The 25,843-nt window shown below is 74.2% G+C and carries 21 protein-coding genes; 9 read left to right on the forward strand and 12 right to left on the reverse strand.

Going from position 1 to position 25,843, the window contains the following annotated elements; all coding sequences use genetic code 11:
* Nucleotides 1-36 precede the first annotated feature (36 nt).
* Nucleotides 37-504 carry a type II 3-dehydroquinate dehydratase gene (locus tag WMF43_RS23060; protein ID WP_437684064.1) on the reverse strand — a complete coding sequence of 156 codons (468 nt, stop codon included), beginning with the start codon at nucleotides 502-504 and terminating at the stop codon, nucleotides 37-39.
* On the reverse strand, nucleotides 501-848 hold the full coding sequence (locus WMF43_RS23065; protein ID WP_234023930.1) for a roadblock/LC7 domain-containing protein: 348 nt from the start codon (nucleotides 846-848) through the stop codon (nucleotides 501-503). Before WMF43_RS23065 ends, WMF43_RS23060 begins: the two co-directional genes overlap by 4 nt.
* Nucleotides 849-1,358: 510 nt before the next feature.
* Here WMF43_RS23065 and WMF43_RS23070 point away from each other — a divergent pair.
* Nucleotides 1,359-3,254 carry an aconitase family protein gene (locus WMF43_RS23070; RefSeq protein WP_437683282.1) on the forward strand — a complete coding sequence of 632 codons (1,896 nt, stop codon included), beginning with the start codon at nucleotides 1,359-1,361 and terminating at the stop codon, nucleotides 3,252-3,254.
* Here WMF43_RS23070 and WMF43_RS23075 read toward each other — a convergent pair whose 3' ends face one another.
* Nucleotides 3,255-5,345, reverse strand: a complete 2,091-nt coding sequence (locus WMF43_RS23075; protein ID WP_437683283.1) for a hypothetical protein — start codon at nucleotides 5,343-5,345, stop codon at nucleotides 3,255-3,257.
* Between the two features lie 23 nt (nucleotides 5,346-5,368).
* A complete protein-coding gene (locus tag WMF43_RS23080; RefSeq protein ID WP_437683284.1) occupies nucleotides 5,369-6,478 on the reverse strand; it encodes a hypothetical protein in 1,110 nt (369 codons plus the stop codon).
* A 74-nt stretch (nucleotides 6,479-6,552) separates the two neighbouring features.
* On the opposite strand from WMF43_RS23080, the gene WMF43_RS23085 reads away from it, so the two are divergent.
* Nucleotides 6,553-8,082, forward strand: coding sequence for a sulfatase (locus WMF43_RS23085; protein ID WP_437683285.1), 1,530 nt, complete (start codon nucleotides 6,553-6,555; stop codon nucleotides 8,080-8,082).
* On the opposite strand, the gene WMF43_RS23090 is transcribed toward WMF43_RS23085, so the two are convergent.
* The 3 genes from WMF43_RS23090 to WMF43_RS23100 are packed head-to-tail and all read right to left on the reverse strand — an operon-like array spanning nucleotide 8,079 to nucleotide 10,203.
* Nucleotides 8,079-9,125, reverse strand: coding sequence for a tetratricopeptide repeat protein (locus tag WMF43_RS23090; protein ID WP_437683286.1), 1,047 nt, complete (start codon nucleotides 9,123-9,125; stop codon nucleotides 8,079-8,081). The two genes, WMF43_RS23085 and WMF43_RS23090, sit on opposite strands and share 4 nt — an antisense overlap.
* Nucleotides 9,122-9,532 carry a hypothetical protein gene (locus WMF43_RS23095; RefSeq protein ID WP_437683287.1) on the reverse strand — a complete coding sequence of 137 codons (411 nt, stop codon included), beginning with the start codon at nucleotides 9,530-9,532 and terminating at the stop codon, nucleotides 9,122-9,124. The genes WMF43_RS23090 and WMF43_RS23095 overlap by 4 nt, the downstream gene beginning before the upstream one ends.
* Nucleotides 9,529-10,203, reverse strand: coding sequence for a hypothetical protein (locus WMF43_RS23100; protein WP_437683288.1), 675 nt, complete (start codon nucleotides 10,201-10,203; stop codon nucleotides 9,529-9,531). Before WMF43_RS23100 ends, WMF43_RS23095 begins: the two co-directional genes overlap by 4 nt.
* 242 nt (nucleotides 10,204-10,445) lie before the next feature.
* On the opposite strand from WMF43_RS23100, the gene WMF43_RS23105 reads away from it, so the two are divergent.
* Nucleotides 10,446-11,033 carry a hypothetical protein gene (locus WMF43_RS23105; protein ID WP_437683289.1) on the forward strand — a complete coding sequence of 196 codons (588 nt, stop codon included), beginning with the start codon at nucleotides 10,446-10,448 and terminating at the stop codon, nucleotides 11,031-11,033.
* Between the two features lie 91 nt (nucleotides 11,034-11,124).
* On the opposite strand, the gene WMF43_RS23110 is transcribed toward WMF43_RS23105, so the two are convergent.
* Complete coding sequence (locus WMF43_RS23110; RefSeq protein WP_437683290.1) at nucleotides 11,125-11,340, reverse strand: hypothetical protein; 216 nt, start codon at nucleotides 11,338-11,340, stop codon at nucleotides 11,125-11,127.
* A gap of 328 nt (nucleotides 11,341-11,668) precedes the next feature.
* Nucleotides 11,669-12,874 (reverse strand): A/G-specific adenine glycosylase, encoded by a 1,206-nt coding sequence (mutY, locus tag WMF43_RS23115; protein WP_437683291.1) that lies wholly within the window; start codon nucleotides 12,872-12,874, stop codon nucleotides 11,669-11,671.
* A gap of 230 nt (nucleotides 12,875-13,104) precedes the next feature.
* Here mutY and WMF43_RS23120 point away from each other — a divergent pair, with 230 nt between their 5' ends.
* The 4 genes from WMF43_RS23120 to WMF43_RS23135 all read left to right on the forward strand — a co-directional run bounded on the left by WMF43_RS23120 (nucleotide 13,105) and on the right by WMF43_RS23135 (nucleotide 16,318).
* Nucleotides 13,105-13,785, forward strand: coding sequence for a hypothetical protein (locus WMF43_RS23120; RefSeq protein ID WP_437683292.1), 681 nt, complete (start codon nucleotides 13,105-13,107; stop codon nucleotides 13,783-13,785).
* 242 nt (nucleotides 13,786-14,027) lie between these two features.
* Nucleotides 14,028-14,537 (forward strand): hypothetical protein, encoded by a 510-nt coding sequence (locus WMF43_RS23125; protein ID WP_104981981.1) that lies wholly within the window; start codon nucleotides 14,028-14,030, stop codon nucleotides 14,535-14,537.
* A complete protein-coding gene (locus tag WMF43_RS23130; protein WP_437683293.1) occupies nucleotides 14,534-15,031 on the forward strand; it encodes a hypothetical protein in 498 nt (165 codons plus the stop codon). The genes WMF43_RS23125 and WMF43_RS23130 overlap by 4 nt, the downstream gene beginning before the upstream one ends.
* 147 nt (nucleotides 15,032-15,178) lie before the next feature.
* Nucleotides 15,179-16,318: a phosphodiester glycosidase family protein gene (locus WMF43_RS23135; protein ID WP_437683294.1), complete on the forward strand. Its 1,140-nt coding sequence runs from the start codon at nucleotides 15,179-15,181 to the stop codon at nucleotides 16,316-16,318.
* Between the two features lie 109 nt (nucleotides 16,319-16,427).
* Here the strand turns inward: WMF43_RS23135 and WMF43_RS23140 are convergent, their stop codons facing one another.
* Nucleotides 16,428-18,752 (reverse strand): ATP-binding protein, encoded by a 2,325-nt coding sequence (locus WMF43_RS23140; RefSeq protein WP_437683295.1) that lies wholly within the window; start codon nucleotides 18,750-18,752, stop codon nucleotides 16,428-16,430.
* Between the two features lie 4 nt (nucleotides 18,753-18,756).
* A complete protein-coding gene (locus WMF43_RS23145; RefSeq protein WP_437683296.1) occupies nucleotides 18,757-21,231 on the reverse strand; it encodes a hypothetical protein in 2,475 nt (824 codons plus the stop codon).
* 269 nt (nucleotides 21,232-21,500) lie between these two features.
* Here WMF43_RS23145 and WMF43_RS23150 point away from each other — a divergent pair, with 269 nt between their 5' ends.
* Nucleotides 21,501-22,982, forward strand: a complete 1,482-nt coding sequence (locus tag WMF43_RS23150) for a serine/threonine-protein kinase (protein WP_437683297.1) — start codon at nucleotides 21,501-21,503, stop codon at nucleotides 22,980-22,982.
* Between the two features lie 23 nt (nucleotides 22,983-23,005).
* On the opposite strand, the gene WMF43_RS23155 is transcribed toward WMF43_RS23150, so the two are convergent.
* A complete protein-coding gene (locus tag WMF43_RS23155; protein WP_437683298.1) occupies nucleotides 23,006-24,085 on the reverse strand; it encodes a hypothetical protein in 1,080 nt (359 codons plus the stop codon).
* A gap of 147 nt (nucleotides 24,086-24,232) precedes the next feature.
* On the opposite strand from WMF43_RS23155, the gene WMF43_RS23160 reads away from it, so the two are divergent.
* On the forward strand, nucleotides 24,233-25,567 hold the full coding sequence (locus WMF43_RS23160) for a serine/threonine-protein kinase (RefSeq protein WP_437683299.1): 1,335 nt from the start codon (nucleotides 24,233-24,235) through the stop codon (nucleotides 25,565-25,567).
* Nucleotides 25,568-25,843 lie beyond the last annotated feature (276 nt).

Consider the following 25,843-nt stretch of genomic DNA (forward strand, 5'->3'; position numbering starts at 1 on the left):
TGTTTGCCGCCTTTCAACCAGAGTGACGGCGCATGTTCAACCTCTTTCGTCGAGGCGCGTCTTCTCCAGATGCCCGAGCAGGCCGAGCAACCCGAGCACGTACGAGCTCGGACCGAAGCCGGCGACGCGCGCCATGCAGGCCGGCGCGATGCGGGAGCGGCGGCGGAACGGCTCGCGGGCGTCCGGGTTGGAGATGTGCACCTCGACGGTGGGGATCGCGCCCGCGCGGATGGCGTCGTAAAGCGCGATCGACGTGTGCGTGTAGGCGCCGGCGTTGAGGAGGATGCCGTGGAAGCCGCGATCGCCGGCGTGGCTGATCGCGGTCACGAGCTCCCCCTCGCAGTTCGACTGCATGCACGACACGGAGGCGCCGTGGGCCTGAGCGGCCTCCTCGACGGCGCGGTGGATGTCATCCAGCGTGGCCGTGCCGTAGATCGCCGGCTCGCGCTTGCCCAGGCGATCCAGGTTCGGGCCCGAGATGACCGAGATCCTGAAGCCGCTCAGGCGAGCTCCTTCAGCAGCACCGGGACGCGGGTGCGCAGGAGGTAGCGGGCCTTGCCGATGTTCGCGTCGGGCGTCATCGAGAAGGCGACGAAGTACGAGTCGTTCACGACGCGGATCAGCGTCGTCACCTTCTCCGCCTGGATCGCGATCTCGGCGGCCCCGCCCGCATCGAGCATCTCGGAGGCGCGCTGGATCGACTTCAACACGACGCTGAACTCCGCGCCGATCGTGTTGATGTCGAACGGAGCGCCCGGCTTGGAGTAGCTATCGACCGCGATCCCCTCGAAATCCATGAGAAGGGTCGCAATGCCACCCTCGGTGTTCTCGACAACTTCCTTCAGCACGGCCTGGAACATGCGCCGAGACTACCCAAGCGGGGGACGAACGGGAAAACAAACCTGGATGCCCGCGCGCAAGCCTCGCGGAACCAAGCGGAACCAAACGGAACCAAGCGGAACGACGCGGGACCACGCGAACACGTGGAAGCACGCGGAGTGCGGAAGCGGACCGGCCCGCGCCGCCCGCGCCGGGCAAGACCGGAAAGGTTGTGAGGTGCGCCGAGCGGCGCGACGGGCTCGGGGCGCTTTGCCTCTTGCATCCTGGCTCCAGCCGGGCGATTCCCGCCCCAGGGGCCCCGCTCCAAAGCACGCCTTGACCCTTGTCCCGGCGAGCGGCTAACGTGCGGCCGTTCTTTCGCCCCGCGGCGAGGCCGGGGGCGGACCCCGCCAGCAGATCTCGCCGGCGGGACGGCGTCAACGTGGTCCGGGGGCGGCGCGCGCCGCCCCATCCAGATCATCAAAAACAAGGACGATCCAACATCTATGCGTGCGCGAGCCGGGGATCCCCCCCGCACGATGCCCCAGAAGATCCTCGCCGGGCGGGCGACGGATCCTCAGCTTCGCGGTGACCTGGTGCAGGTCAAGGTGGACCAGGTGATCCTCTCCAGGGCGCCGTCGCGCGCGCTGGCCGAGGCCATCGCCACGGGCATGAAGAAGACGCCGGTCGAGGTCGCCGTCGCCTACGACGGCACCTGCGTGGCCGACGCGAGCTCGCTCGCGGACATCGACGAGGGCAGCCCGCACTCGGTTTCGCCCGAGTTTCCGACGTACAACATCCCCATCGCGCGGCCGGGGATCGGGTTCCCGGCGCCGGTGCACCTCGAGCGCTTCGCGGCGCCGGCGCGGCTCGCCCTCACGGACGACCCGCGCCTCGCCACGGTCGGCGGCATCGGCATGCTGTCGCTCGTCGTCTCCCCGAGCCAGCTCGGGCAGGCGCTGGCGACGGGGTCGGTCTGGCTCAGGCCGCCGCGCAGCGTGCAGATCCACCTCTCGGGCCGGGTGCGGCCGTTCGTGTGCGCGCGCGACGTGGCGCTCGAGCTGCTCCGCAGGAACCTCGACGAGGTCGTGCGGCGCATCGAGGGCGAGCACCACGCGCCGGTGATCCTCGAGTTCGCCGGGCCGAGCGCGCGGCTGCTCTCGGTCGGCGACCGCGCGGTGCTCTGCGGCATCGCGCCGCAGGTGGGCGCGGCGGCGGCGCTGTTCGTGAGCGACGAGAAGACCGAGGTCTTCCTCCGCGATCAGCGCCGGTCGAAGGCCCACCGCGCGCTCGTGCCGGACCCGGGCGCGCCGTGCGAGGAGGTCGTCTCGATCGACCTCGGCACCGTCGATCCCCTGCTCATGGACGAGCAGGGCGCGGTGCGGCCGGTGCGCGACCTCGCCGGCAAGCCGGTCGCGCAGGTCGTGCTGGGGGGCGACTCCGGCGTCACGCTGCGCGACATGCTCGCGGCGGCGCTGCTGCTCAAGTCGAAGCGGGTGCCCTCGCGGCTCGATCTGCTCGTCGCGCCGCCGTCGCGGCAGGTGCTCGAGGTGCTCGCGCAGTCGGGCGCGCTGGTCGACCTCGTGGCGACGGGCGCCCGCATCATCGAGCCGGATCGGCGCGTCGTGAGCTCGGAGATCTACCCGCCGCCGCCCGGCGCCGTGTCGCTGCGCACGGCCGATCCGGAGCCGCGCATCGCCGGCGCGCCGTCGTTCGTCGTGGCCTCGGCCGAGACGCTGGCCTACGCGGTCGCCACCGGCGTCGTGGGCGATCCGCGGTCGTTCAAGCGGCCGGTGCGGGTGACCGTGCCGCGGGCGCTGCCGACCGACGACGTGCTGATCCTCCGCGACAAGAAGGGGGAGCAGGTGAGCACCAAGAAGCCGCCCTCGGCGCCGCCGGCGGTGCCGTGGAAGGGGCCGCTGACGCTCGACGTGCTCGCGGGGGTGCCGAAGGTGAACGGGCACGCGGCCGTCGGGCTGCGCGGCGAGAAGGCGCCCGCGCCGGCGCCGGGCGACGCGGGGGCGCCGGCCGCGGGCGAGAAGGCGCCGGCGGCGCCGGCGGCGCCGGCCGAGGGCAAGGCGGCGGGCGGCGTGGCGCTCGTGCTGTCGACGCTCGACGAGGTGCGCGCGGTCGTCGAGCGCGCGACCGACCTCTCGGCGGTGCGCGCGGTGGTCGCGCCGTTCGTCCCGAGCACGGCGGTGTCGGCGTTCGCGAGCGAGGGGATCGCCACGTTCCTCGTCGGCGCGGAGGCGCTCGGGAGCATCAAGGAGCAGAAGAGCGTCGAGCTCCCCGCCCCCGCGCAGTGGGGCGACCGCGTCGCCGCGGTGTTCGGGGAAGAGCGCGTCGAGGTGGCCTGGCTCGCGACGGGCCTGGAGCGGAGCTGGACACACGCGGGCACCGCGCGGCAGCCCGCCGCGAGCAAGCCGGCGCGGTGATCAGGGCGCCGCGCGCACGGGGGAGAGCGGCGCGAGCAGCTTGATCTCGTTCGTGATGTCCCGGAAGCGGATCTGCTGCTCGCTGATCTGCATCTCGAGGACGATGACGCGCTTCGTGATCTCGTCGAGGCGCGCCGACGCCTTCGCGAGCCGGTCGGTGAGGTCGCGGCGGAGCGCGTCGGCGGTCCGGTTCTTCTCGATGGCCCGGAGGTTCTGCCGGAGCTCGTCGCTCTGCTGGTGGAGGCGCTGCGCCTCCGCGATCAGCTTGTCGCGCTCGTCGATCGCGGGGCGCAGCTTGCCGCGCACGTCCCAGGCCTGCGCGAGCTTCTGCGCGACGGCCGCGTCGGCGCGCGGATCCTTGAGGTAAGCGCTCACCGCGTCGTCGGCCAGCTGGCTGAGCCAGTCGTACTGCTGCCGGAACACCCGCCGCTCGTCCACGGTGAGCACCGCCGTCCCCCGGCGGGGCACGTCGACCGGCACGAGCGCGCTGCCGGTGCCGAGGTTGTCCTCCGTGCCCTTCGGCGGATCGTGCAGGCGCGTCCCGTTGAGGCGGGGGTGCTTCACGAGCGTCCTCGCGGCGAGGTCGCCGCCGTTGCGGACGGCGTACTTCGTGCGCATGACCCAGTCGCGCTCGAGCTCGAGCGCGCCGCCCTCGATCTTCGCGAGGCGGGCGCCCTCCGCGCTCTCCTCGCGCGTCATGTCGACCGCGAGGCCCCGCTCCAGCGCGAACGGCACCGTCGTCGTGGCCCCCGGCGGCAGCGGCTCGACCATGCCCTGGCCGAGGAACGCGCCGTTCTCGAAGACCGCGATCGGGCCGCGCTCGAGCAGGCCCTTCGTGTCGTTCGTGAAGCGCGCGACCCGGAACGGGTGCGCGCTCGACGCGGGCACGCCGCCGTCGGGCGCGAACAGGAAGATCGACTCGCCGGGGACCTGCTTCGCGAGGAGCAGGACCATCGTCGCGCTCTTGTCGGGGATGTCGACCGGGAACGGGATGTCGTAGCGCGTCGTGCCCGCCTCCATCGCGACCGCGGCGAGGGCGCTCATGTTGCGCGGCGGCGACGGGTTCATCGCCTTGTTGTCCATGGGCATCGGCTCGCGGGCGGGCATCGCGTCCCGCCGCGCCCCCGCGTGCGCCCCGCCGGCGCGCGCCGCGCTGGAGGCGCTCATCCTGGCGGCGGGCTTCGCCGGGGCCTTGGCAACCTCGGCCCGATCTTTCAGCGCCGCGACACCTGCGCCGCCTTCCTCGAACTCGTACCCGTACCCGTCGGCCGCCTCGGCGGGCGGCGGCGGCGCCCCCGGCGCGAAGGTCGGGGCCGGCGCGGGCGGCGGCGGCGGCGGCGGCGCGGCCTCGGCGGCCAGCGTGGTCTCGCTCGTCGGCACGGACGCGATCACCTCGCCCTGGTCGCTGACGACGGGGCGCGGCGGGATCGCCGCCTGATCGAGCGTCGCCTGGAACGCGAGCGGCGCGCCCGCCACGAGCGACAGCTTCACCGCCTTCCAGTCCTCGCCCGAGAGGTTCTGCACGATGCCCCACGCCTGCAGGTGCGCCTGCTTCGCCGGCGCGCGGGCGCCTTCGCCCGGGGCCCCGGCCGCCCCCATCACGAGCCGGTACGAGGGCCGCCACACCGGCGTCTCGGCCACGTAGCCGACCACGAGGTCGTGCTCGCGCCCGTCGAGCGTGAGCTTCACCTTCTCGAGCTCGTCCGCGTCCTTTTTCTTCGCGCCCTCGCCCTTCGGCGGCGGCGCGGCGGGCTTCACCTCGGGCCCCGGCTCCGGCGTCGGCTCGTCGCCCTCGCGCCCGTCGTCGACCTCGACCGGGAACGACGCGCTCCGGACGCTGCTGCCGCCGGCCTCGATGACCGCGAGCGTCGCGAGGAAGTCGCCGACCTTCTCCTTGCGCACCCGGAAGGTCACCTGCTCGGCGTCGATGAGCCCCCGACGCTCGAAGTACGCGACGCCGTTCCGGTAGATGACCACCCGCCGCAGCGCGAGCCCCGAGGCGTCCACATCGGGGCCGCGCGCGCATCCGGCGAGCAGCGTGAGGGCGAGGAGCAGGCGGGAGCCCGCCCGCGCGACGTCGAACCGTCTCATGGTGTCCGTGGGTCTCTCTTGGGTCAGCTGTCGGAGGGCGCCGTCGAGGCGCGGCGCCAGTCGGGCGGCAGGTCGAGAAAGCCCTCGTTGCAGAGGAACTCGTAGAGCCCCTCGCAGACCTCGCCGCAGATCATGCTGAAGAGGTGGGGGTCGGTGATGAAGAGGATCGTCTCGTCGCGCTCGGAGCCCGCCGTGTCGGCGAGCTGGGCGACGAGCTCGTCCTCGGCGAAGCCGACGAGCGTCACCATGAGGTGGCGCTCGAACGCGGCGCGGAAGCGGGGGAACGCGTCGCTCGTCACCTTGTACGCGAACGCCCTGCCCTCGAACGTGCGGGCGTCCCGCACGACGCGCGCCGCGATGTCGCCGAGGCTCGGGGCGAGCCGCACGCTGAAGAAATCGACGAGCACGGTGTGCACCACCGAGACGATCCGCCGAAGCTCGCTCGACCGGCGCGCCAGGAAGGCGTCCTGCAGGTCCTTCGTGAGCTTCGCGAGCAGCTCGAACGACTGCCCCCGCACCTCCTCGGAGGCGAACTCGAAGCCGTCGAGCTCGGACTCGATCCGGTTCTTGTAGCGGGTCAGCACGTAGAAGAGCGCCTGCTCGCCGTGGTGGATGACCTTGGCCGCGCCGTCGCGGCCCTGCGTCTTCTCGTGGAGCTCGGACTGGAAGAAGAGGCGGGCGAGGTTCTTGTGGATCTTCTTGAGCCGCCGCTCGACGAGCAGCGAGACGCCGTCCTCGCGGATCACCCGCTCGAGCAGCGTGGCGAGGGTCTTCTCGTGCGCGCTCTGGATCGCCTCGCGGCTCTTCGCGCCGCGCTCGGCCGGGCTCGCCGAGGCCTGGATCACCTTGAGCTGCGCGACGACCTGCGCGGTGACCGCGTCGAGCTCGGGGTTCGTCGCGAGGTCGGCGCGGTAGTGGACGATGCGCGCCTGCATCTGCTCCTCGAGCAGGCCGAGCGCCATCTCGGTGATGTGGTCCTTCAGCGCCTGGCTGACGTGCTCGCCGACGCGTCGCGGCGCGTCGGGCGGGAGCGACCTCGGCTGCTCCGGCGCCGCCAGCTCTCCCGGCCTCGTTGCAGGGTGCGGCCGGCCCGCGGGCGGCAGCGGCGGCGGTTTCCGGGGACCTGGCGCCATGAGCGGAGCATAGCGGAAGTCGCCCGCGGTGTGCGGCTTTGGCGGAGCGGCGCGAGTCGGAGTAAGACGCGGGCATGCACACGGTCGCATCGCGTACGAACGCCTGGGAGCCTGGAGGACCACGGGCGAGCACCTCGGCCCCGCCGCCGCCGTCGCCGTCGTCGTCGTCCTGCCCGCGCCCGCACGGGAAGGGCGCGGGCAGGGCTCGCCGGCACCTCCCGGGGGCGCTCGCGCTCGCGCTCGCCTGCACCGCGCCGGGCTGTTCGCGCGAAGGCGACGGCCAGCCGCCGCCCGCGCGCGCGCCGGAGCCGAGCGGCCGGCAGGAGGCCCCCGCGGCGACCGGGCCGCAGGCGGCCGGCGGCGGCAGCGCCGCGCCGGCCGCCGCCGCCGCGAAGGAGGGCGGCGCCGCGGGCGCGCCGGCCGGGCGGCGCGCGAAGACGAACGTCCTCGTGGTCTCGATCGACAGCCTGCGCGCGGACATGCCGTGGAACGGCTACCCCCGCGACATCGCGCCGACGCTTACGGCCTTCGAGAAGAACGCGGTCAGCTACACCCGGCACTACGCCATCTCCTCGTACACCTCGATGAGCGTCGGCGGCTTCCTCGCCGGCCGGTACCCGAGCGAGGTCGATCGCAGCGGCTACTTCTTCGGCAACTACCCCGACAGCGTGCTCATGTTCCCGGAGCTCTTGCAGAAGGCCGGGGTGCGGACGATGACGGCGCACGCGCACTTCTACTTCGATCAGAAGGCGGGCTTCCGGCAGGGCTTCGACGTGTACGAGATCGTGCCGGGGCTCTCGGCCGACAACACGACCGACCGCAACGTCACGAGCCCCGGGCACCTCGAGCTCGCGATGAAGATGCTCTCGGACAAGGCGAACACCTCGGGCACCTTCTTCGCCTACTTCCACTTCCTCGATCCCCACGACGTGTACATGACGCACGAGGGGATCGAGCCGTTCGGCAAGAAGGCCCGCGACAAGTACGACGGCGAGGTGAAGTTCACCGACATGCACGTCGGCAAGCTGCTCGAGTTCGTGGCGCAGCAGCCGTGGGGCAAGGACACGGCGATCATCGTGACCGCGGACCACGGCGAGGCGTTCGGCGAGCACAAGATGTTCCGCCACGGCTTCGAGGTGTGGGACGTGCTCGCGCACGTGCCGCTGATGATCCAGGCGCCCGGGATCACCCCGCGCCGGATCGACGAGCCGCGCAGCTCGATCGACCTCGCGCCGACGATCCTGGAGCTGACCGGCGCCCCGGCCGAGCCGTCCTTCCCGGGCAAGAGCCTCGTGCCCGAGCTCTACGGCGCCCCGGCCGAGCCGCGCGACGTCGTCGTCGACCTGCCGCGCACGAGCGACAACGACCGGCGGCGCGCGCTCGTCCACGGGCGCCACAAGCTCATCGCCTACGGCGACGACGACGCCTTCGACCTCTTCGACGTCGTCGCGGACCCGGGGGAGACGAAGGACCTCAAGCGGGAGCAGCCGGCCGTCTTCGAGGAGATGAAGGCGCTCTACAAGGAGCGCTCCGCGGCCATCAAGGACGTGTGCCCGAAGAACACGGCGAAGCTGAAGGGGAAGAAGAAGAACAAGAAGTGCTAACGCGCGGGCGCGGAGGCGGTGATCGTCAGCGCGTCCTCCTCGCCCGCGTCGGCCGCGGCGCGCGCCACGAGGCGGGCGCCGCCGCACTCGAGGTGGAGCACGACGGGCGCCACCACCTCGCGGCCGCACGACGGATCGGCCGAGACGTGGTCCTGGAAGACGGCGCGCGCGAGCTCGACCGCGAGCGAGATCCCGCCGATGCGGCCCGACGGGTCGTCCGGGGCGACCTCGCGGGCCGAGCGCGCCTCCTCGAGGCGCGTGAAGAGCTCGGGCCCGCGGATGGCCACCTCGATCGGGCGGCCCGCCGCGTCCTCGAGGATCGCGATCTCGATCTGCGCCGCGCGGGGCGCGGCCTCGCCCTCGGCCTTCACGGTGAACGGGAGCTCGATCCGCTTCGCGCAGACGAGCGCGCCGGGGCCCGCGCGCTCGTCGACCGGCGCCGGCGCCGGCGCGCACGTCGGCGCGGGCAACGTCAGGCTGAACGGGACGACCACCTCCGCCGGGGCCTGCGCGAGGGGTCGACCCCAGGCCTCGCCGTCCAGGAACCGACGCAGCCAGGCGGTGAGCTCCTCGCGCACCCGCTCGCGCTCCGCGCGCTCCTTCGCGAGCCGCGCCTCGGTCTCCTGGGCGGCGCGCGAGAGCAGATCGCCGGTGTTGCGGGCGCGGATGAGCTGGCCGAGCCGGAACCTCGCGTCCGCGCTGAACGCGCCGCGCGGCAGCGCCGCGAGGTACGCCGTGAGGCCCGCGGCGCTCCCGCGCTTGCTGGCGTAGTAGACCGGCTCGGCCCGCGCGAGGTACACGCGCACCTCGCCGGCGAACGCCCCGTCCGGGTAACGCGCCAGGTAAGCCGACGCCGCGGCGAGCCGCTCGTCGAGCGTCCTCGACACGCGGGTCGCCCGGTACGCCGCATAGTCGCCGTGGCTCGCCAGGAGGGGCCTCGACGAGGCGCACCCGGCGAGCGCCGCGGCGAGCGCCGCGCACGCGAGCGCGCGCGCGGCCCGCGCGAGGCCTCGGTGGGAAGGGGCTGCGCGGCGCGCGCTCACGGGGCCTCGTCGAGTGGGCAGAAATTGCACTCCGTGGGGGTGGAGGCGCCCTCGTCCGCCACGTAGCCGCGGTACTCGTCGCAGCTCGCCTCCATCAACCTGTGCAGGCACACCTCACCGTCATGGACCAGCGGGTAGCAACCGGACGGAAACTCCGGCGCGGTCGTGAAGCTGCAGGCGGCGTCGCAGGCGCGCGTGCCGAGGCCGCACTCCGCGCACCGCGCGCAGTCCCACTGCGCCTTGAACGAGAAGAACTTGCGCGCATCGAGCTCCTCGACCGGCTGGCCGCAGCTACCGATGTCGCCAGCGACCGGGGCGATGCACGCGAGGAGCAGCAGCGCCGAGAGGCCCGCGGCCTGCCCCGTCCGGCGGCGCGCGCCGCGGCGATCGCGCGTCGGGGCGCTCATGGCAGAAGCTCGTAGTCGATCATGAGCCCGAGCTGCGCGGAGACGATGGGATAGACGGTGTAGGACGCCTCGTAGGTCGCCGCGCCGTAGAAGAGGTTGCCGACGATCTCGCCCGAGAGCGCGACGCCCGCGAGCAGATAGTACCCGAGCCCCACGGCGAGCTCGCCTCCGACGTTCACGTCGGGCTCGACCAGGATCGACGCGCCGAGCCGCCCGTAGCCGAGCGCGCGATCGAGGCCGCGGTACGCGATGAAGTAGCTCGGCGCGACCGCCTCCTGCGGGACGCCGCCGAGGGCGATCGACAGGCGCAGCGCGCCCCCGTGCTGAACGCCGTCCGCCGGCCCCAGCGAGAACGCGGCGCCGAGGTCGAGGTAGCCCGCGGTGAGCGAGAGCGACTCCGCGGTCCCGCCGAGCTGCGTCTGCAGGCGGTAGGGGTTGTTGAACCGGAGCCCCGTCCCGAGCGCCGCCGTCGCCACGACGCGCGCCGCCGCCCCGGGTGGCCGCGCGAGCTCGCGGTACACCTCGAGCGCCGCGCCCTCGCCCTCGTCGTCGCGCGGCGCCTCCGCGGCCGGCGCGGCGGGCCCTGCGAGAGGAGCGGCCGCGGCAGAGCGCGCCGAGGACGCCCCGAGCAGAACGGCGGCGAGCGCAAGCCCGGTCCGGAAATCCAGCATCGCCCCGAGCCTTCTACCCCGAGGTGGCGCCCGCCGGCACGCTCAATTGCGCCCCGCGGGTCGAGCTGGCCCGCGCCTCCGGCGCGACCCGCGCCGCGCGGCCCGACCCGCGCCGCGCGGCCCGGCGGGACGCCGCTGCGGGATCGCCGCGCTCGCCGCGCTCCACCCCCGGCGGCGTGCTCCCGACCTTCGCGCATCCGCCCGCTTCACCTGCGGACCGGACCCTGCATGGTGAGACCGCCGTGAGCAATTCGAGCACCCGAGGCAGGCAGAGCACCGCCCACCACCCGCCGGCGCGCCACGCGCCGCGCCCGAGCCCGTCGCAGCGCCGCGAACGAGGAGAGCAGAGCGACCCGGGATGGGCGCGAAACGACGCCGGAGCGCTCGGACGCGGCGCACGCGCCGCGCGCGCCGCGCCGCCGATCAACACGACCGAGCTGGATGATCCCTTCGCGGCCGACCTGCAGGACACCGAGGCGTCGCCTCCCCTCCGCGGCAAGGTGACCCCGCGGAGCGAGCTCAGCGACGTGGTCCCGACGCTCGACGACGAGGTCCGGGGCTACCATCACCACCCGAACGACGCCGGCAGCACCGGGTTCGAGACGAACCCCGACGCCGCCGACGCCGCCGCCGATCTGGCGAGCGATCTCGGGGCGGAGTTCCTCGAGGGCGCGACCCGCGGCCAGGATCTCAGCGACGTGGTGATGTCGCACGACGACGACGACGGCGACCTCCCCTACCTGCTGGAAGATGAGGAGGTGGAGTCCGCGGAGCCGGAGTCCGACGCGGAGGACGAGGAGCCCGTCACGCAGCGCGTGCGGCGGCACTAGGACCGCGGCGGGCGCGCGCCGCGGCCGCCGCGGCTGCCTCGGTGACGCGGGGCGCTCCGCCGGGCAGGCAGCCGGAGCGCGGCCGGCCCGGTCAGGCCTGACCGAGCACGGGGAGCTCCGCGACCACCTCTCCGTCGATTCGGATGAAGGCCAGCAGGCCTTCGTCCTCGTAGGCCAGCACGTCGAGCACGACCCGCTCGCACAGCGGCAGCACGTACAGCGCGCCGTCGTCCGCCATCACGGTCATGGAACGCACAGGTGGGCTCGCCGTGGGCAGCGTCTCCGTGGTCCGTCGTCGCGCATCCATGTCGCTGAGCTCCCAGGCTTGAGTCGAGCTCCGGCCGCCGCCGGAGCCTCGAGGCTAGAGGGCCTGCCCGCCACCTCACCAAGCGTCTTCCGTGCCACGGCCCCCGCGCCGCTGCGTCAGGACCGGCTTCGTCCCACGGCGACATATACGTTTCGCCCTGGCCCGCGCCCCTGCGTCGCCGCGGCCCGTCGGCGCGCCGCGGCGTTCCCCGCCCGCAGCGGAGCGGGGCGGAGCATGGACGCCGCGCGATCGCGATCCGCGCCGCTCCGGCCGCGCCTTTCGCGAGGCGCGCGCCCGCCCGCCCGCGCGTTCACCGCCGTCGGCGCGTTCACCGCCGCCGGCGCGCGGCGGGCGGCGCCGACGCCGCGGACAGGACCTTTCGCGCGAGCTTGGAAACGCCGATATCCAGCACGCCCGGATCGAGCCACGCCGCCTTCTCGTAGGGGGCGGCAAGCTTTGCCCGGCAGCGCCACGGGGCCGCCACCTCGGCGCGCGCCACGGTCACGTCGAGCTTCCGGTGCGTGAGGATGTGGCGCACGCGGCCGACCTCGCGGAGCGGCGCGTCAGGTTCGACGCCCGCCTGCTCGAGGAGCGCGCGGGCGTCCGCGAGCGCCTTCGCCTCGACCATGGGCGGCTCCCAGAGGCCGCCGAACAGGCCGCCGTCGGCGCGCCGGACGAAGAGCACGCGGTCGCCCGACCGCACCACCGCGGCGACCATCGCGACCGCGGGGACGTCGCGCTTCGGGGAGATCACGGGCAGCTCCGCCTCGCGCCCGGCGGCGCGCGCGTCGCAGGAGCCGAGGACCGGGCACGCCTCGCACCGCGGGTTCCGGGGCGTGCACACCGTCGCGCCGAGCTCCATGAGCGCCTGGTTGAAGCGTCCTGGTTGGACGCTGCCCGCCGCGGCGCGCACGAGGCGCTCCGCGGTCGACCAGAGCTTGCGCGTGCCCGCGGCGCTGCGGATGTCGTCGTCGATGCCCTCGATGCGGGAGAGCACGCGCGCGACGTTGCCGTCGACGAGCGGCACCGGCTGCTCGTACGCGATGCTCGCGATCGCGCCCGCGGTGTACGCGCCGACGCCGGGCAGGGCGCGGAGCGCGGCGACGTCGCGCGGGAGCGCGCCATCGTGGCGCGCGGCGACCTCGCGCGCGGCCAGGTGGAGCACGCGGGCGCGGCGGTAGTAGCCGAGGCCGCTCCAGAGCGAGAGCACGTCGTCGATCTCGGCGGCGGCGAGGGCGAAGACCGTCGGGTACCGGGCGAGGAACCGCTCGTAGTACGGGATCACCGTCTCGACGCGCGTCTGCTGGAGCATCACCTCGCTCAGCCAGATCGCGTACGGGTCGCGCGTCCTTCGCCACGGCAGGTCGCGCGCCGCGCGGTCGAACCACGCGGCGAGCGCGGCCGCGACGTCGCGATCGCGCTCGCTCGCGTCGGGCGCCGCCGGAGGAGCCAGCGCTCGGTCCTGCTCCGCGGCGCGTCGCCGAGGGGCGCGCTTCTGCCCGGCGCCCGCGGGCGATCGAGGCGCGGTGCTCACGCGCGAAAGGCCCGCTCCGTGCCCGCCTGCGCGCCGCTGCGCTCAGAAAACTCTTCCATCGCGCGGGACTCTAGCGCAAGAGCGCGAGCGCGGTGTCGTCCCGGCGCCCCTGCCCCACCCTGCTGTTCCCGCGGGCCGCGCGCCTCGGCGCCGCCCTTCCATTCCCGCGGGCCGCGCATCTCTCCACCGCCCTTCCATTCCCGCGGGCCGCGCGTCTCTCCACCGCCCTGTTGCTCGGCCTCTTCGCGCTGGGCTGCCGCGACGAGCCGCGCCCCTGGGAGGGCAAGCCCGGCCCAGCGGTCGTGCTCTCGGCGGCGCCCCCGCGCCCGGTGGTCACGGCCGGGACCGGCGGCGTGCCGGACGCCGACGCGGGGTCGGCCGAGGGCGACGCCGGCGCCCTCGGGGATCCGGATCTGCCGGTGCTGCCCGTGCGCGTCGGCGGCCCCTGGGTGCGTTGTTACGGCAACTTCCGGCTCTCCGGCGACCCGGTGAAGGACGTGACCCGCCTCGCGCTGCTCTGCGGTCCGGAGAACGGCATGCGGCGGCTCTCGCCCAAGCCGATCGAGGGCCAGGTGGCCGAGGGCGGGGCGATCGTCACGGAGAAGCTGCAGGCGGTCCGGGGCGCGTGTTACCGCGTGTTCGCCGTGGCCGGCCCGGGGATCATCAACCTCGACGTCGCCGTGCGGAGCAGCCGCGGCGCCATGATCGCGAGCGACGGCAGCGAGGACCCGTGGCCGATCGTCCAGCCGGATCGCCCCTTCTGCCCGCTCGAGGACGACGAGGCCGCGGTCGAGATCAGCGCGCGGCGCGGGGCGGGCCGGTTCGCGGCCGAGGTGTGGATCCTGAAGTCGTACAAACGGTCGCCGGAGGATGACGTTTACGAGGACATGGACTCCTACGAGGAGCTCTGAGCGGCGCCGTCCGGACGGACACATCGAGCAGGGTCGTCCGGGACCGTCCTGGTCGCCGCGGTTTCCGCCGCGCCAGGCGCGGCGCGGCCGACGGGCGGGCTCGCTCGCTCGCGGGACGCGCGCGAAAGGCTCCCCATCGGCATCGAAATCCGGCAGATCCATGGACTATGGTGCGACGCCGGCATCCTGCCCGAACCCCCGCATTGACGTGGCCGTCCCGTCCCGCTAGGGGAGCCCGAGCCATGGCCGACGACACCGACCCGCCCCGCGACGACGAAGGGGACAAGGTGGAAGGCGAAGGCGAGAAGAAGCGCCTCTTCGAGCGCGCCATCCCGGAGATCTTCAAGCGCGTGGTGGAGCGCGCGGTCGAGAGCGGCATCGACAAGCTCAGCGAGGGGCCGGAGAACCTCCGGCACTTCGTGGGCGATCTCAAGCTGCCCAAAGAGGTCCTTCACTACCTCTACACGCAGATTGACGAGACCAAGAACGGTCTCTACCGGGTCGTCGCCAAGGAGATCCGGGACGTGCTCGAGCACACGCAGTTCGCGGACGAGATCACGAAGGTGCTGACGAAGCTCTCGTTCGAGATCAAGACCGAGATCCGCTTCGTCCCGAACGAGGCGGCCAAGAGAGACGACAGCCAGGACGAGCCGAGGTCCTCCGGCCTGCCAAAGCCGGAGGTGAACGCCCAGGTGACCGTCAAGGACCGAAGCAAAGAGACCGGGCGAGACCGGCGCCGCGAGGAGAAGTGACGACGAAGAAGCTTAGGACGGGCGGCGAAGTCGACGCGTGGTGCACCAAGTGCCGCCTCGATCTGACCCATCGGATCATCGCGATGGTGGGCGACGTGGTGAAGAAGGTCGAGTGCAAGACCTGCATGTCGCACCACCTCTACCGTCAGCCGAAGAGCGAGCGGGAGAGCCGCGCCGCCGCGCGCGCGGCGGGCGCGTCCGCGCGGAGCAGCGAGCCCAGGGCGACGTCGTCGTCGCCGCGCGCGGGCGGCGCGGAGCGGCTCACCGCCGCCCAGCGCGCCGAGCGCGACCAGACGCTGGCGTGGGAGCGCGCGATCGCGGGGCAGCCCTCGGGGGCGTTCAAGCCGTACCGCATCACGCACACCTTCGGCGAGGGTGAGCTCATCCACCACAGCAAGTTCGGCGACGGCGTGGTCGCGAAGGTCATCGACCGGGGCAAGATCGAGATCCTGTTCAAGGACGGCCCGCGGACGATGGCGCACGGCCAGCCGTAGCGCCCGGCCGAGGCGGGCGCGACAGGCCCGGAACTTGGGGCTGCTCGCGCGATCGGGTACCCTCGGCGCGCCGTGGACAAGCCTTCGTCATCCCACGCCAGCGGGCCGCCGCGCCGTCCGCGCTCCCGTGCTCGCCTGCCCGAGCGTGTGTTGCGCTCCGCCGCGATCTGCGCGATCGCGGTCGAGTCGCTCTGGTACGGCATCCACGAGGTGCCCGGCTTCGGTCCGGCGCTCGCGGACGGGGTCCGGGCCGTGGTCGGCCCTGCCCCGGTCGCGTGGGCCGAGGACGTGGCCTACGGCGTCGCGGATCGCCTGAACCAGGCCCGCTACCGCAACGCGGCGCCGAAGACGTTCTGGGAGCCCGCGCCCGCCGCCGGGCCGGCGATGGCGCCGGGCGACGAGCCGCTGGAGGAGTCGGTCTCGGCGCCCATGCGGTTCGAGCCGCCGTTCGCCCGGGTCGCGGCCACGGGCGACGGCGTCTGGGTGCCGATCGACGACGCCGTCCGGCCGGGCGACGCTCCGGTGCTCTGGAAGAGCGTCGTGCACCCCGACCCGAGGCGCGCGTTCGCCGCGGTCGCCGTGGTGGCGATCGATCTCGGTCGCGTCGACCTCCGGCTCGTCGCGGGCACGAAGGAGCCGTTCTCGCCGGACATCCCCGACGAGCGCCGCCCCGGCCTCGTCCCCGAGGCCCACGCGGCTTCGCTCATCGCCGCCTTCAACGGCGGCTTCAAGGCGATGCACGGCCACTACGGGATGAAGCTCGACGGCGACACGTTCCTGCCGCCGCGCAACGGCGCCTGCACGATCGCGCTGTACCGGAGCGGCGCCGTGCGCATCGGCACCTGGCGCGATCTCCGCGGCGAGGAGCCGCGCATGTCCGGCTACCGCCAGACGCCGCCGTGCCTGGTCGAGCAGGGCGAGCTGCACGAGGCGCTCTACGACTCGAACCGCGACTGGGGCGCGACCGTGAGCGGCGAGACGGTGATCCGGCGCTCGGCGCTCGGCCTCGACGCCACGGGCAAGCTGCTCTTCTACGGCCTCGGCGAGGCGGTCACCGCGCGGACCCTGGCCCAGGGGATGAAGGCCGCCGGCGCGCACGACGTGGCGGAGCTCGACGTGAACCACGCGTACCCGCGCTTCCTGCTGTACGCGCGCGGCGCGGACGCCGCGCCTCGCGCCGCGTCCGCGCTGATCCCGGACGTGCAGTTCAAGCCCGAGGAGTACGTCGTCGAGCCGTCGCCGCGCGACTTCTTCTATCTGCTGCGCAGGAGCGGCTCCAGGTCCTAGGCGATCCTCGACGCGAGGCGCGGCTCGCGCCGCCTCCTCGATCCTCGGCCCATCCAAGGCAGCTGAGCGCCGGCGGGGGGCTGTGCGCGGCGGCGCGCCCCCCTCGGCTTCACCGCCGGTCGAGCATGTCCCGCACCCGCTGCGCCAGCGCCTCGGGCGTGAACGGCTTCTGCAGCATCACGGTCTCGCGCTCCGGATCAACCCCCGCGAGCACGTCGTCCGCGTACCCCGACATGTACAGCACGCGCGCCCGCGGCTGGATCGCGAGCGCCCGCTCCGCGAGCTCGCGCCCGTTCATCCCCGGCATCACGAGATCCGTGAGCAGCAGGTCGATCGCCTCGACGCCGTCGTGCGCGAGCGCGCCCAGCGCCTCCTCGCCGCTCGCCGCCGAGAGCACGCCGTACCCGCGCCGCTCGAGCACCTCGACGATCAGCTTGCGGACCGCGTCGTCGTCCTCGACGACGAGCACCGTCTCGTCCCCCCCCGCCGGCGACGGCCGCGCCCGCGCCGGCGCCACCTCGGAGCGATCCTCGACGCGCGGCAGGTAGACCCGGAACGTCGTGCCGCGGCCGATCTCGCTCTCGACCTCGATGTGGCCGCCGCTCTGGCTCACGATGCCGTAGACCGTCGCGAGCCCCAGCCCCGTCCCCTTGCCGCCCGCCTTGGTCGTGAAGAACGGCTCGAACAGGTGCGAGAGCGTGTCCTGATCCATCCCGCTGCCGCTGTCGCTCACCGCGAGCACGACGTACGGCCCCACCGAGGCGGGCGCGGCGTCCGGCTCCGCCGGCGTGAGCGACCTCGCCGCGGCGCTCCCGCCGGGCTCCCCGAGCGAGGTCTCGACGACGAGCCTGCCGCCCCGGGGCATCGCGTCCCGCGCGTTCACGACCAGGTTCAGCAGCACCTGCTCCAGCTGGCTCCGGTCGACCTTGATCGAGCCGAGCTCGCGGCCGACGTTCGTCCGCAGGTCGATGTCCTCGCCGATGAGGCGCTGGAGCATCGACTGCATGTCGAGCACCACCGCATTGATGTCGAGCACCTCGCGCTGCAGCACCTTCCGCCGGCTCATCGCGAGCAGCTGCCGCGTGAGCGCCGAGGCGCGCTCCCCGGCCTTCGTGATCTGGAGCGCGTCGCGCCGGATCGGGCTGTCAGGGCCGAGCCGGCGCAGGAGGAGCTCGCCGTAGCCGAGCATCACCATGAGCATGTTGTTGAAATCGTGCGCGATGCCGCCGGCCAGCCGCCCGAGCGCCTCCATCTTCTGCGACTCGCGCGAGCGCTCGTCGCGATGCCGGAGCGCCTCCTCGGTGCGCCGGCGCTCGGTGATGTCGCGGACGAGGACGAGGGAGTGGCCGTCGCCGAACGGCCCCATGCGCGCCTCGACGTGGCGCTCTCCATCAGGGGCCGGGAGGGCGTACTCGAACGAGGCCGCGGAGCCCGCCTCGCGCGCCTCCCGGAGCGCGCGCTCGAGCCGCTCCGCGACCTCGCCGGGGAGCACCTCCGCCATGCGTTTGCCCAGGAACGACTCCGGCGGGGTGCAGAGCTCGGTGCCCCGCGGCGCGCTGTAGTCGATGATCGTGAGCTCGGCGTCGAGGCGGAAGCAGAGGTCCGGGATGGCGCGGAAGAGCGCGCGGAGCTCGCCCGCGGCCCGCGCGCCCTCCTGCTCGGCGCGGCGCCGCGCGACGGCCTGCCCGATCTGGCTGCCCACGGACGAGAGGACACGCAGCAGCGCCTCGTCGGCGCGGCGCGGCGCGGCGCACCTCAGCTCGAGCACCCCGACGCTCCGGCCGGCGCCCCGGATCGGGACGGCGCACGCTGCGCGCCACGCGCCCGGATCGCGCGGGGCCTCGGCGGCGGCGCCGCCCGCGTCGGCGCGGAGCACCGCGACGCCGCTCCGCAAGGCCTCGCCGACGAGCTCGGGCGCGTCGGCGAGCGGCGCCGCGCGACGGAGCGACGCCGCGATCGCCTCCTCATCGAGGTGCGCCGCCGCACGGACCGCGACGCAGCGGAGCGCCTCGGGCGCGCCCGGCGCCGCGGCCGCGGCAGGCGCGGCCGGCTCCGACGTCTCGTCCGCGGCGGGCGCGGCCGGCTCCGACGTCTCGTCCGCGGCGCTGGCCTCCGGCTCGGTGAACCAGAGCGCCGCGACGTCCCAGCCGAGGTGCTCGACCAGCGCGGCGAGCACGCGCGGGGCGGCCTCCGCGAGCGAGCTCGCCTCGGACAGCGCGCTCGCCGTCGCGAGCTGCGCGTCGAGCAGGGCGCGGAGCTCGCGCAGCGACGCGTCGCCCCGCGGCGCCGGCGCGGCCTCTCGCGCGACGCCGTCCCGCGCGACCTCCGCGCCGTCCGCGGCCTCTCGCGCGGCGCCGACCGGCGCTGCCGCGGCGTGGCACGCCCCCTCGGGATCGAGGCCGACGTGTGGCGCGTGAACCCGCGGAGCCTCCATGCGCTCAGCCGCCGATCTTCTCCGCCGCGCCGGTCTCCAGGTGGATCGCCCAGCACGGCACCCCGTTCCCCGGCTCGCCGCCGGGTGGACCCGCGCTGACCTCGACGCGCGCCGGCGCGACCGCCCGGACGTAGAGGCGCTGCCCGACGGCGCCCTGCCCGAGCGTGCAGACCGCGCGGCGCACGCGCGGATCGTCGGCGGCGACCTCGCCCTCGTCCTCGGCGGGCATGAACAGGATCTCGACCTGGGGCTTCAGGCAGGCGCCCGCCTCGCGCCACGCGTCGTAGTCGACGGACGGATCCAGGACGTCGGCGAGCTGCCCGTGGCGGGCCCGCCCGACGCGGTAGCGGAACGCGTCGCGCTTCTCCGCGCGGAGCGTGGCCCCGATCCGGTCGTACCGCAGCGACAGCGCGCCGAGCGCGGTCGCCATCTTCACGGTGGGCGCGCCGAGGTTCGCCTTGTCGGGCTCCTTGAAGCGGTGCACCTGCACGCCCGCGGGCAACGCGCCGGAGAGCAGCTCCGCGAAGCGAGGGCTCATCGCGAGGCGACCGCCGAGCAGGATCCGGAGCCCCACGTAGGGATCCGGCTCGCGCCCGATCTTGGCCACCGCGCCGCCGAGGTGCTGCGTGAACACGGTAGCCGCTTCCCGGAACCACGCCTCGAGCGCGCCGCCGAGCGCCCCGCGATCGACGGAGAGCGGCATGAAGACGGGCGCCCCGTCGAGCCCGAGCAGCGCGATCCCCTCCTCGACCGGCGCGGTCGGCCCCTGCTCGAGCAGCGGGCGGACCACGTCCTTGAGCGCCCAGGTGTTGGCGCGCGCCTCGGGCGACGGCGCGAAGAGCTCGTCCGCGCCGCCCAGCGCGTCCTCCTCGGGCGGGCGCTCGAACGGGATCCGGCGCTCGCGCATCGCGGCCTGGCTGGCCGCGTAGACGCGGTACGCGAGCCGGTGCAGGAGCCGCTCGCCGCCGAGCCACGGGATCGACGTGGGATCGAGGTACTCGACCACGCGCTCCAGCCCCTGCTCCGCCTCGTGCGCCTTCGCGCTCCGGAAGATCCCGAAGGTGATGCCCATCTCGCTGGCCCCGGCGTCGATGGCGCAGAACGGGACGGCGCCGTCCCGCGGCTGGATGCCGAACGTGCGGAACGCCTGGACGGCGTAGGCGATCGCGGACGGGCCCGCGTCGACGACCTGGAGGACGTCGAGATCGTGGTACTCGCAGAAGCCCGCAGGCAGGCTCCGGAAGAGGCCGCGCCGGAAGGCGACGAGCACGCTGGCGCGGCGCTCGGGCGACCACCCGGCCGGCATCGTGATCGCGTAGCGCGTGTAGAGGCCGCGCGAGCGCTGGTTCAGGTGCAGGCCGACGTAGTAGGCGTAGAGCTCGATCGGATCGAACGGGTCGTGCGCGCCGATCCCCTCCTCGTCGATGATGGGCGGCGCCGGCCTCTTCAGCGCCTCGGCCGTGTCGGGATCACTCCTGCCCCGGAGCCGGAACGGCTCGCCGCGCTCGGTCCGCTCGCGCAGCAGCGTGAGCGCCGGGAGCGACGCCGCGGCGCGGGCGTGCTGGTCGGGCCCCGGCCGGAGGCGCATGTCGCGCGCGGCGTGCCCGACGAGCACGTCCCCCCAGCGCGTCATCGGCAGGATCACCCGATCGCGCCAGGCCTTCGTGGTCCGGCCGAGCGCCTCGAACGCGATCTCGCTCGGGTTCTCGTTGTCCGCCGACACCCGGAGCGGCGCGTCGGACCCGATCCGGACGAACTCCGCGACGCCGCGTTCGCCGCGGACGGCGACGACCGTCGACGCGGCCCCGACGTCCACGGCGACCCAGTCGCTGCGCACGTCGAGCCGCGGGTCGCGCCGCTTCACCTCGGGCGGGATCGGGTCCTTGTCGGTCTTGCCGGTGCGGCGGTGGAGCCCGACCACGCGGCCCTGCCGGAGGATGGCGATCGCCGTGGCGCCGAGGAAACGCGCGCCCGTCCACAGGCCCTGCGCGGGGTCGACCAGCGTCGCCCCCTTCACCGGGTCGAGGTTCGCCACGACCTTGGGGAAGAAGTCCGCGACGTGCTCCGCCGAGGCCACCGCGTCGAAGCGCTCGACCTTGATCGGCGGCGAGTAGTAGTTCTGGAGCCCCTCCCCGTAGATGCGCGGGCTGACCTGGATCAGCTTCAGGTAGGGGATCGGGCACGTCTGCTCGTCGAGCCGGAACTCCTGGTAGAGCTCCGCCGGGGCGATCGCGTTCTCCATCTCGGGCGCGATGCGGGGCACGCTCGCGCTCATCTCCGTGCCGAAGTAGAGGAACTTCGTGCCCGCGCGCCCCGTGAAGGCGGCGATCCTGACCTCGTTGAACGTCGCCTGCGCGACGATGAGCGGCGGCAGCGCGATCACGTAGTCCAGCACCACCGTCGTGAGCCACGGCTGGTCGAACAGGCGCGACTCCCAACGCATCACGAGCGTCGGGTACTCGCGTCCTTCCAGCGACACGACCTTCTCGGCTTCGCGAACCAGGGCGCCATCGACCGATAGCTCGTAAACCGGCATACGTGGGCGACGTTATCACGAACATCCCCCGCGCCAGCGCGCCGGAGCGCGGCGATGCGCCGGAGCGGGTCTCCCACGGCCGGCGCCGCCGCGCCGCCGCGCCGCCGCGCCGACGCGCCGGCCGCGACGCGCCGCGCGACGGCGTAGGCTGCGCTCGGGCGGCCGTGCTAGTCTGGTCGCGTGATTCGCTTCTCCGAACCGGAAATGCTGTCATGAGCCCGTTGATCGGCGAGATCATCGACGGCAAGTACCGGATCGTCCGGCTGCTCGGGCAGGGGGGGATGGGCGCGGTCTTCGAGGGCGAGAACGTGCGCATCCGGCGCCGCGTCGCCATCAAGCTGCTGCACGCGACCATCTCGAGCCAGGCCGAGTCGGTCGCGCGCTTCGAGCGCGAGGCGCAGGCCGCGGCGCGGATCGGCTCCGACCACATCTGCGAGGTGCTCGACCTCGGCCTCTTGCCGGACGGCACGCGCTACATGGTGATGGAGTACCTCGACGGCGAGACCCTCGGGGCCAAGCTCCAGCGCTCCGGGCGGCTCGGCCCCGAGGTCACCGTCCCGGTCATGGTCCAGGTGCTCGAGGCGCTCGGCGCCGCGCACGCGGCCGGGATCATCCACCGCGACCTCAAGCCCGACAACATCTTCGTCATCCCCACGAAGGCCGGGCTCAGCAACTTCGTGAAGGTGCTCGACTTCGGCGTCTCGAAGTTCTCGCAGCTCGCCGGCGGGGAGATGAGCATGACGCGCACCGGCGCCGTCGTCGGGACGCCGTACTACATGTCGCCCGAGCAGGCGCGCGGCTCGAACCCGGTCGACCAGCGGACCGACATCTACGCCATGGGCGTGGTCCTTTACCAGGCGACCACCGGCCAGGTGCCGTTCGACGCGGCGACCTTCAACGAGCTGCTCTTCAAGATCGTCCTCGAGGCGGCGCCCACGCCCCAGCAGCTCGTGCCCGACCTCGACGCCGAGTTCTCCGGGATCATCCAGAAGGCGATGGCGCGCGAGCCGGGGGCGCGCTTCCAGAGCTGCGCCGAGTTCAAGAGCGCGCTGCTCGCGTGGGCCGCGGCGCGGCCCAGCCTGGCCCTGCTGAACACGGGGCGGACCTCGTTTCACCGGCTGTCGCTGCCGTCCTCGCCCGACGCGACCGCGACGCCGGCCACCAGCGCCACCACCCCGTGGGTGAACCAGACCGGCCCCACGGCCCCGGGGCTGAGCAACACGCCGCAGCTGACCGCGAACTCGTGGGGCGCGGCGTCCGGCGTGACGGGCCGCGCGACGCGCCCGCCGTCCAAGGCGCCGCTGTTCGTGGCGCTCGCCGCGGGGGGGACCCTGCTCGGCACGGGGCTCGCCGTCTGGCTCGCCTTCGGCTCGAGCGGGACGACGGGCTCGGCGACCGCGGACACGAGCGCCGTCACCACGACCGCGACGGAGCCGCCGCCCCCGCCCGAGCCGACCCGATCGCCCGAGCCGATCGTCAGCGCGACCGCGACGGAGCCGCCGCCGCCGCCCACCGCCGAGCCCAGCGCCAGCGCCGCGCCGGCGGCCTCCTCGGCGATCGCGAAGCCCCCGCCCCCGGTGCAGAAGCCGCCCCAGCAGACGAGGACCCCGCCCGTCGTCAAGCCGCCGCCGGTCGTGCCGACGGCGCCGCAAAAGCCGCAGAAGCCCGGGGTTCCAGGCGATTTCGGGTACTGAGCGCGCCCCGCTCAGCCCCCGGCTCAGAACGCGCCGCGCACCCCGAGCCCGGTCGGGGTCACGTACGGGGCGATCCACGCCGCGTTCGGCCGCTCCGGTTTCGACGTCAGCTCGATCACGATCAATGTGGCGCCGCCGACCAGGAGCGCGCCGCCGGCGACGAGGCCGAGCGCGGCCGTCGTCCGCTGCGACGCCGCCTTGCTGTCGAGCCGCTCGATCTGGCGCTCGACCTCGGGGGTGCAGGTCGCGCCCTGACCGCCCGGCGCCTCGCAGCCGCGGGAGGCGCTCAGATCGTTCGCGTCCTGCTGCGTCGCGCTCCCCATCCCGAGGAACACCGAGCCGATCACGACGCCGCCGACGCCGAGCGCCGCGGCCCCGATTCCCGCGCCCAGCAGCGCGACGTTCGTCTTGCGCTCTCCCGCGCCGGGCGGGGCCTCGGGAGGAAAGCCGACCTGCCCGTTATTCCCGGCGCCCTGGCCCGCCCCCGGTCCGTCCGGCGGCGGGACCACGGCCGGGCCTTCCGGGATCGGGATCTTCAGCTCTTTCCGCTCGCCGTCCGCGACGGTGACCGCCTGCTCGATCGGGCCGAGGCCCGGCGGGGTCGCGGTGATCACGTGGTTGCCGGGATCGATCGGGCGGTGCACGCCGACCAGCGCGTCCGCGACGGGCTGGCCGTCCAGCTTCACGCTGATCGTCCGGCCAGCGGCGCCCTCGAGGACGATGCGCAGGGAGGCGATCCTGGGCTCGACGGCGGTGAGCTCCTCCCTCGCCTCCAGCTGGGCCCTCTTGAACGCGGACGGCGCCGCGGGCGGAAGCTCCTCGCGGGCGATCTTCAGGTACGTCTCCCTCGCCGCGACGAGCCGGCCGAGCCGCGCCTGCGCGCGCGCGATCACGAGGAGGTGCGTCGGCGCGTGCACCAGCGCCTCGGCGCGGTTCAATAGATCGATCGCCTCGTCGTAGCGGCCGGCCGTGAACGCCTCGGCGCCCTGCGTGGCCAGCGATCGCGCCGCCGCCCGATCCTGGTCCGACTGGGCATGCACCTCGCCCGTCGGGAGCACCAGGAGCAGCGCCGCAGCGAACGGAACCCATCGTCTCAAGAGCACTCAGGCCTCCTCGCGGGCCACGCTATCACAGGCCGTCATCAGCGGAAGAAATCAGCCGCCGCGGCGCGCGCCGGCCGCTCCGTCCGCGCGCCGCTGTGAAACGTCCGCACAGCGCGGTGGCACTCATTCTGCTGCGTGGGACGCGCCATGGACTGCCTCCGCTCCTCCGCGCCCCTCGACGCGGGGCTCCCGTCCTCGGAGCGATTCCTCCGGGGACGCTTGCTCGGGGGTCGGTACCTCATCGAGCAGCTGATCGGCGCCGGCGCGATGGGGCGCGTCTACCGCGCGCGGCACGTCGGCCTCGGGCGCACCTGCGCGGTGAAGATCATCCGCGAGCGCGCCGCCTCGCCCGCGCGCGGCGCGGGCTGCCGGGCGAGCCTCCGGGTCTGCACGACGCGCCTCGCCGCGCCGCCGCGCCGCGCGGGCCAAGGCCGAAAGGGATCGAGCGGCGCCGAGCAGCGGCCGCGCACCGGCGCGCGATCGCGCTCCGGCGGCGCCGCGCCGGGCGACGCGGTGCTCCGGTTCCACGTCGAGGCGCTGGCGACGGGCCGGCTCGATCACCCGAACATCGTGCGGGTCCTCGACTTCGGGTGCGAGCCGGCGCCCGTGCTCGCCGCGCGCGGCGCGGACGCCCGCGCCGGCGATCTCGAGGCGGAGCCTCCGAGCCTCTGGTACCTGGTCACGGAGCACCTCGACGGCGAGGATCTCATCGAGCTCCTGAACGCCGAGCCGATCCTGCCGGCGGAGCGCATCGTCGCGATCATGCGCCAGCTGTGCGCCGCGCTGCAGCACGCGCACGAGGCGGGCGTCGTCCACCGCGACGTGAAGCCCGAGAACATCCGCCTGGTGCCGCGCCTCGGTGACGACGGGGAGATGGTCGAGCTGGTGAAGCTCCTCGACTTCGGCACCGCGAAGCTGCTCCACGACGACCCGTCCGGCGCGCTCGCGGGCGCGCACCGGCTCGCCGCGCTCGACGAGGACGGCGGCAGGCTCGTCATCGGGACCCCTGCGTACATGAGCCCGGAGCAGGCCGCCGGGCAGGCCGTGGACGCGCGGAGCGACCTCTACGCGTGCGGCGTGCTGCTCTTCGAGATGGCGACCGGACGGCTCCCGTTCGAGCGCCCGACGGCGGTCGCGCTCGCCGCGGCGCACATCGAGTGCCCGCCGCCCCGGCCGAGCGCGCTGAACGCGGCGATCGATCCCGATCTGGAGGCGCTGATCCTGCAATGCCTGCAGAAGAACCCGGCCGAGCGCCCGCAGAGCGCGCGCGCGTTGCGCGAGGCGCTCGCCCACGTCGCCCTCCGGCGGGCGCGGGACGCCGCGAGCGACCACGTCCCGAGGAGCCCCGCGCCGCCGCCGCGCGAGGCGGGATCGGCGGACGACCTCGCGACCACGCGGACCGCGTACACCTCGACGTGGGTGGGGCACCGCCGCCCGGCGCGCGCCGGCACCGCGGGCCACGATCCCTTCCTCGGATCCTGACCGCAGGCCGATTTCAGGCGCCGCGCGCCCGGGCATGCGGGCCGGCGGCCCCGGGCAGCGCGCCGGGCGCGAGCGTTCCGGGAGCGACGAGGCGCAAAGGAGCCGAGCGGCGACGAGCGCCCGGGCGCGCGCGGTGTTCCTTCCGCGCTCACTCGGCGCCCTGCGCGCTCGGAGGGAGCGCATCGGGGCCGGCACGTCGTCTGCAATCGTCATCGCGCAATCGCCCGTCTGCGCGTTGGACCGTCTACGCGTCGGACCCCGGGGGGGCCGCCCCTC

Source organism: Sorangium sp. So ce131 (assembly GCF_051519095.1).
Classification (GTDB): domain Bacteria; phylum Myxococcota_A; class Polyangia; order Polyangiales; family Polyangiaceae; genus Sorangium.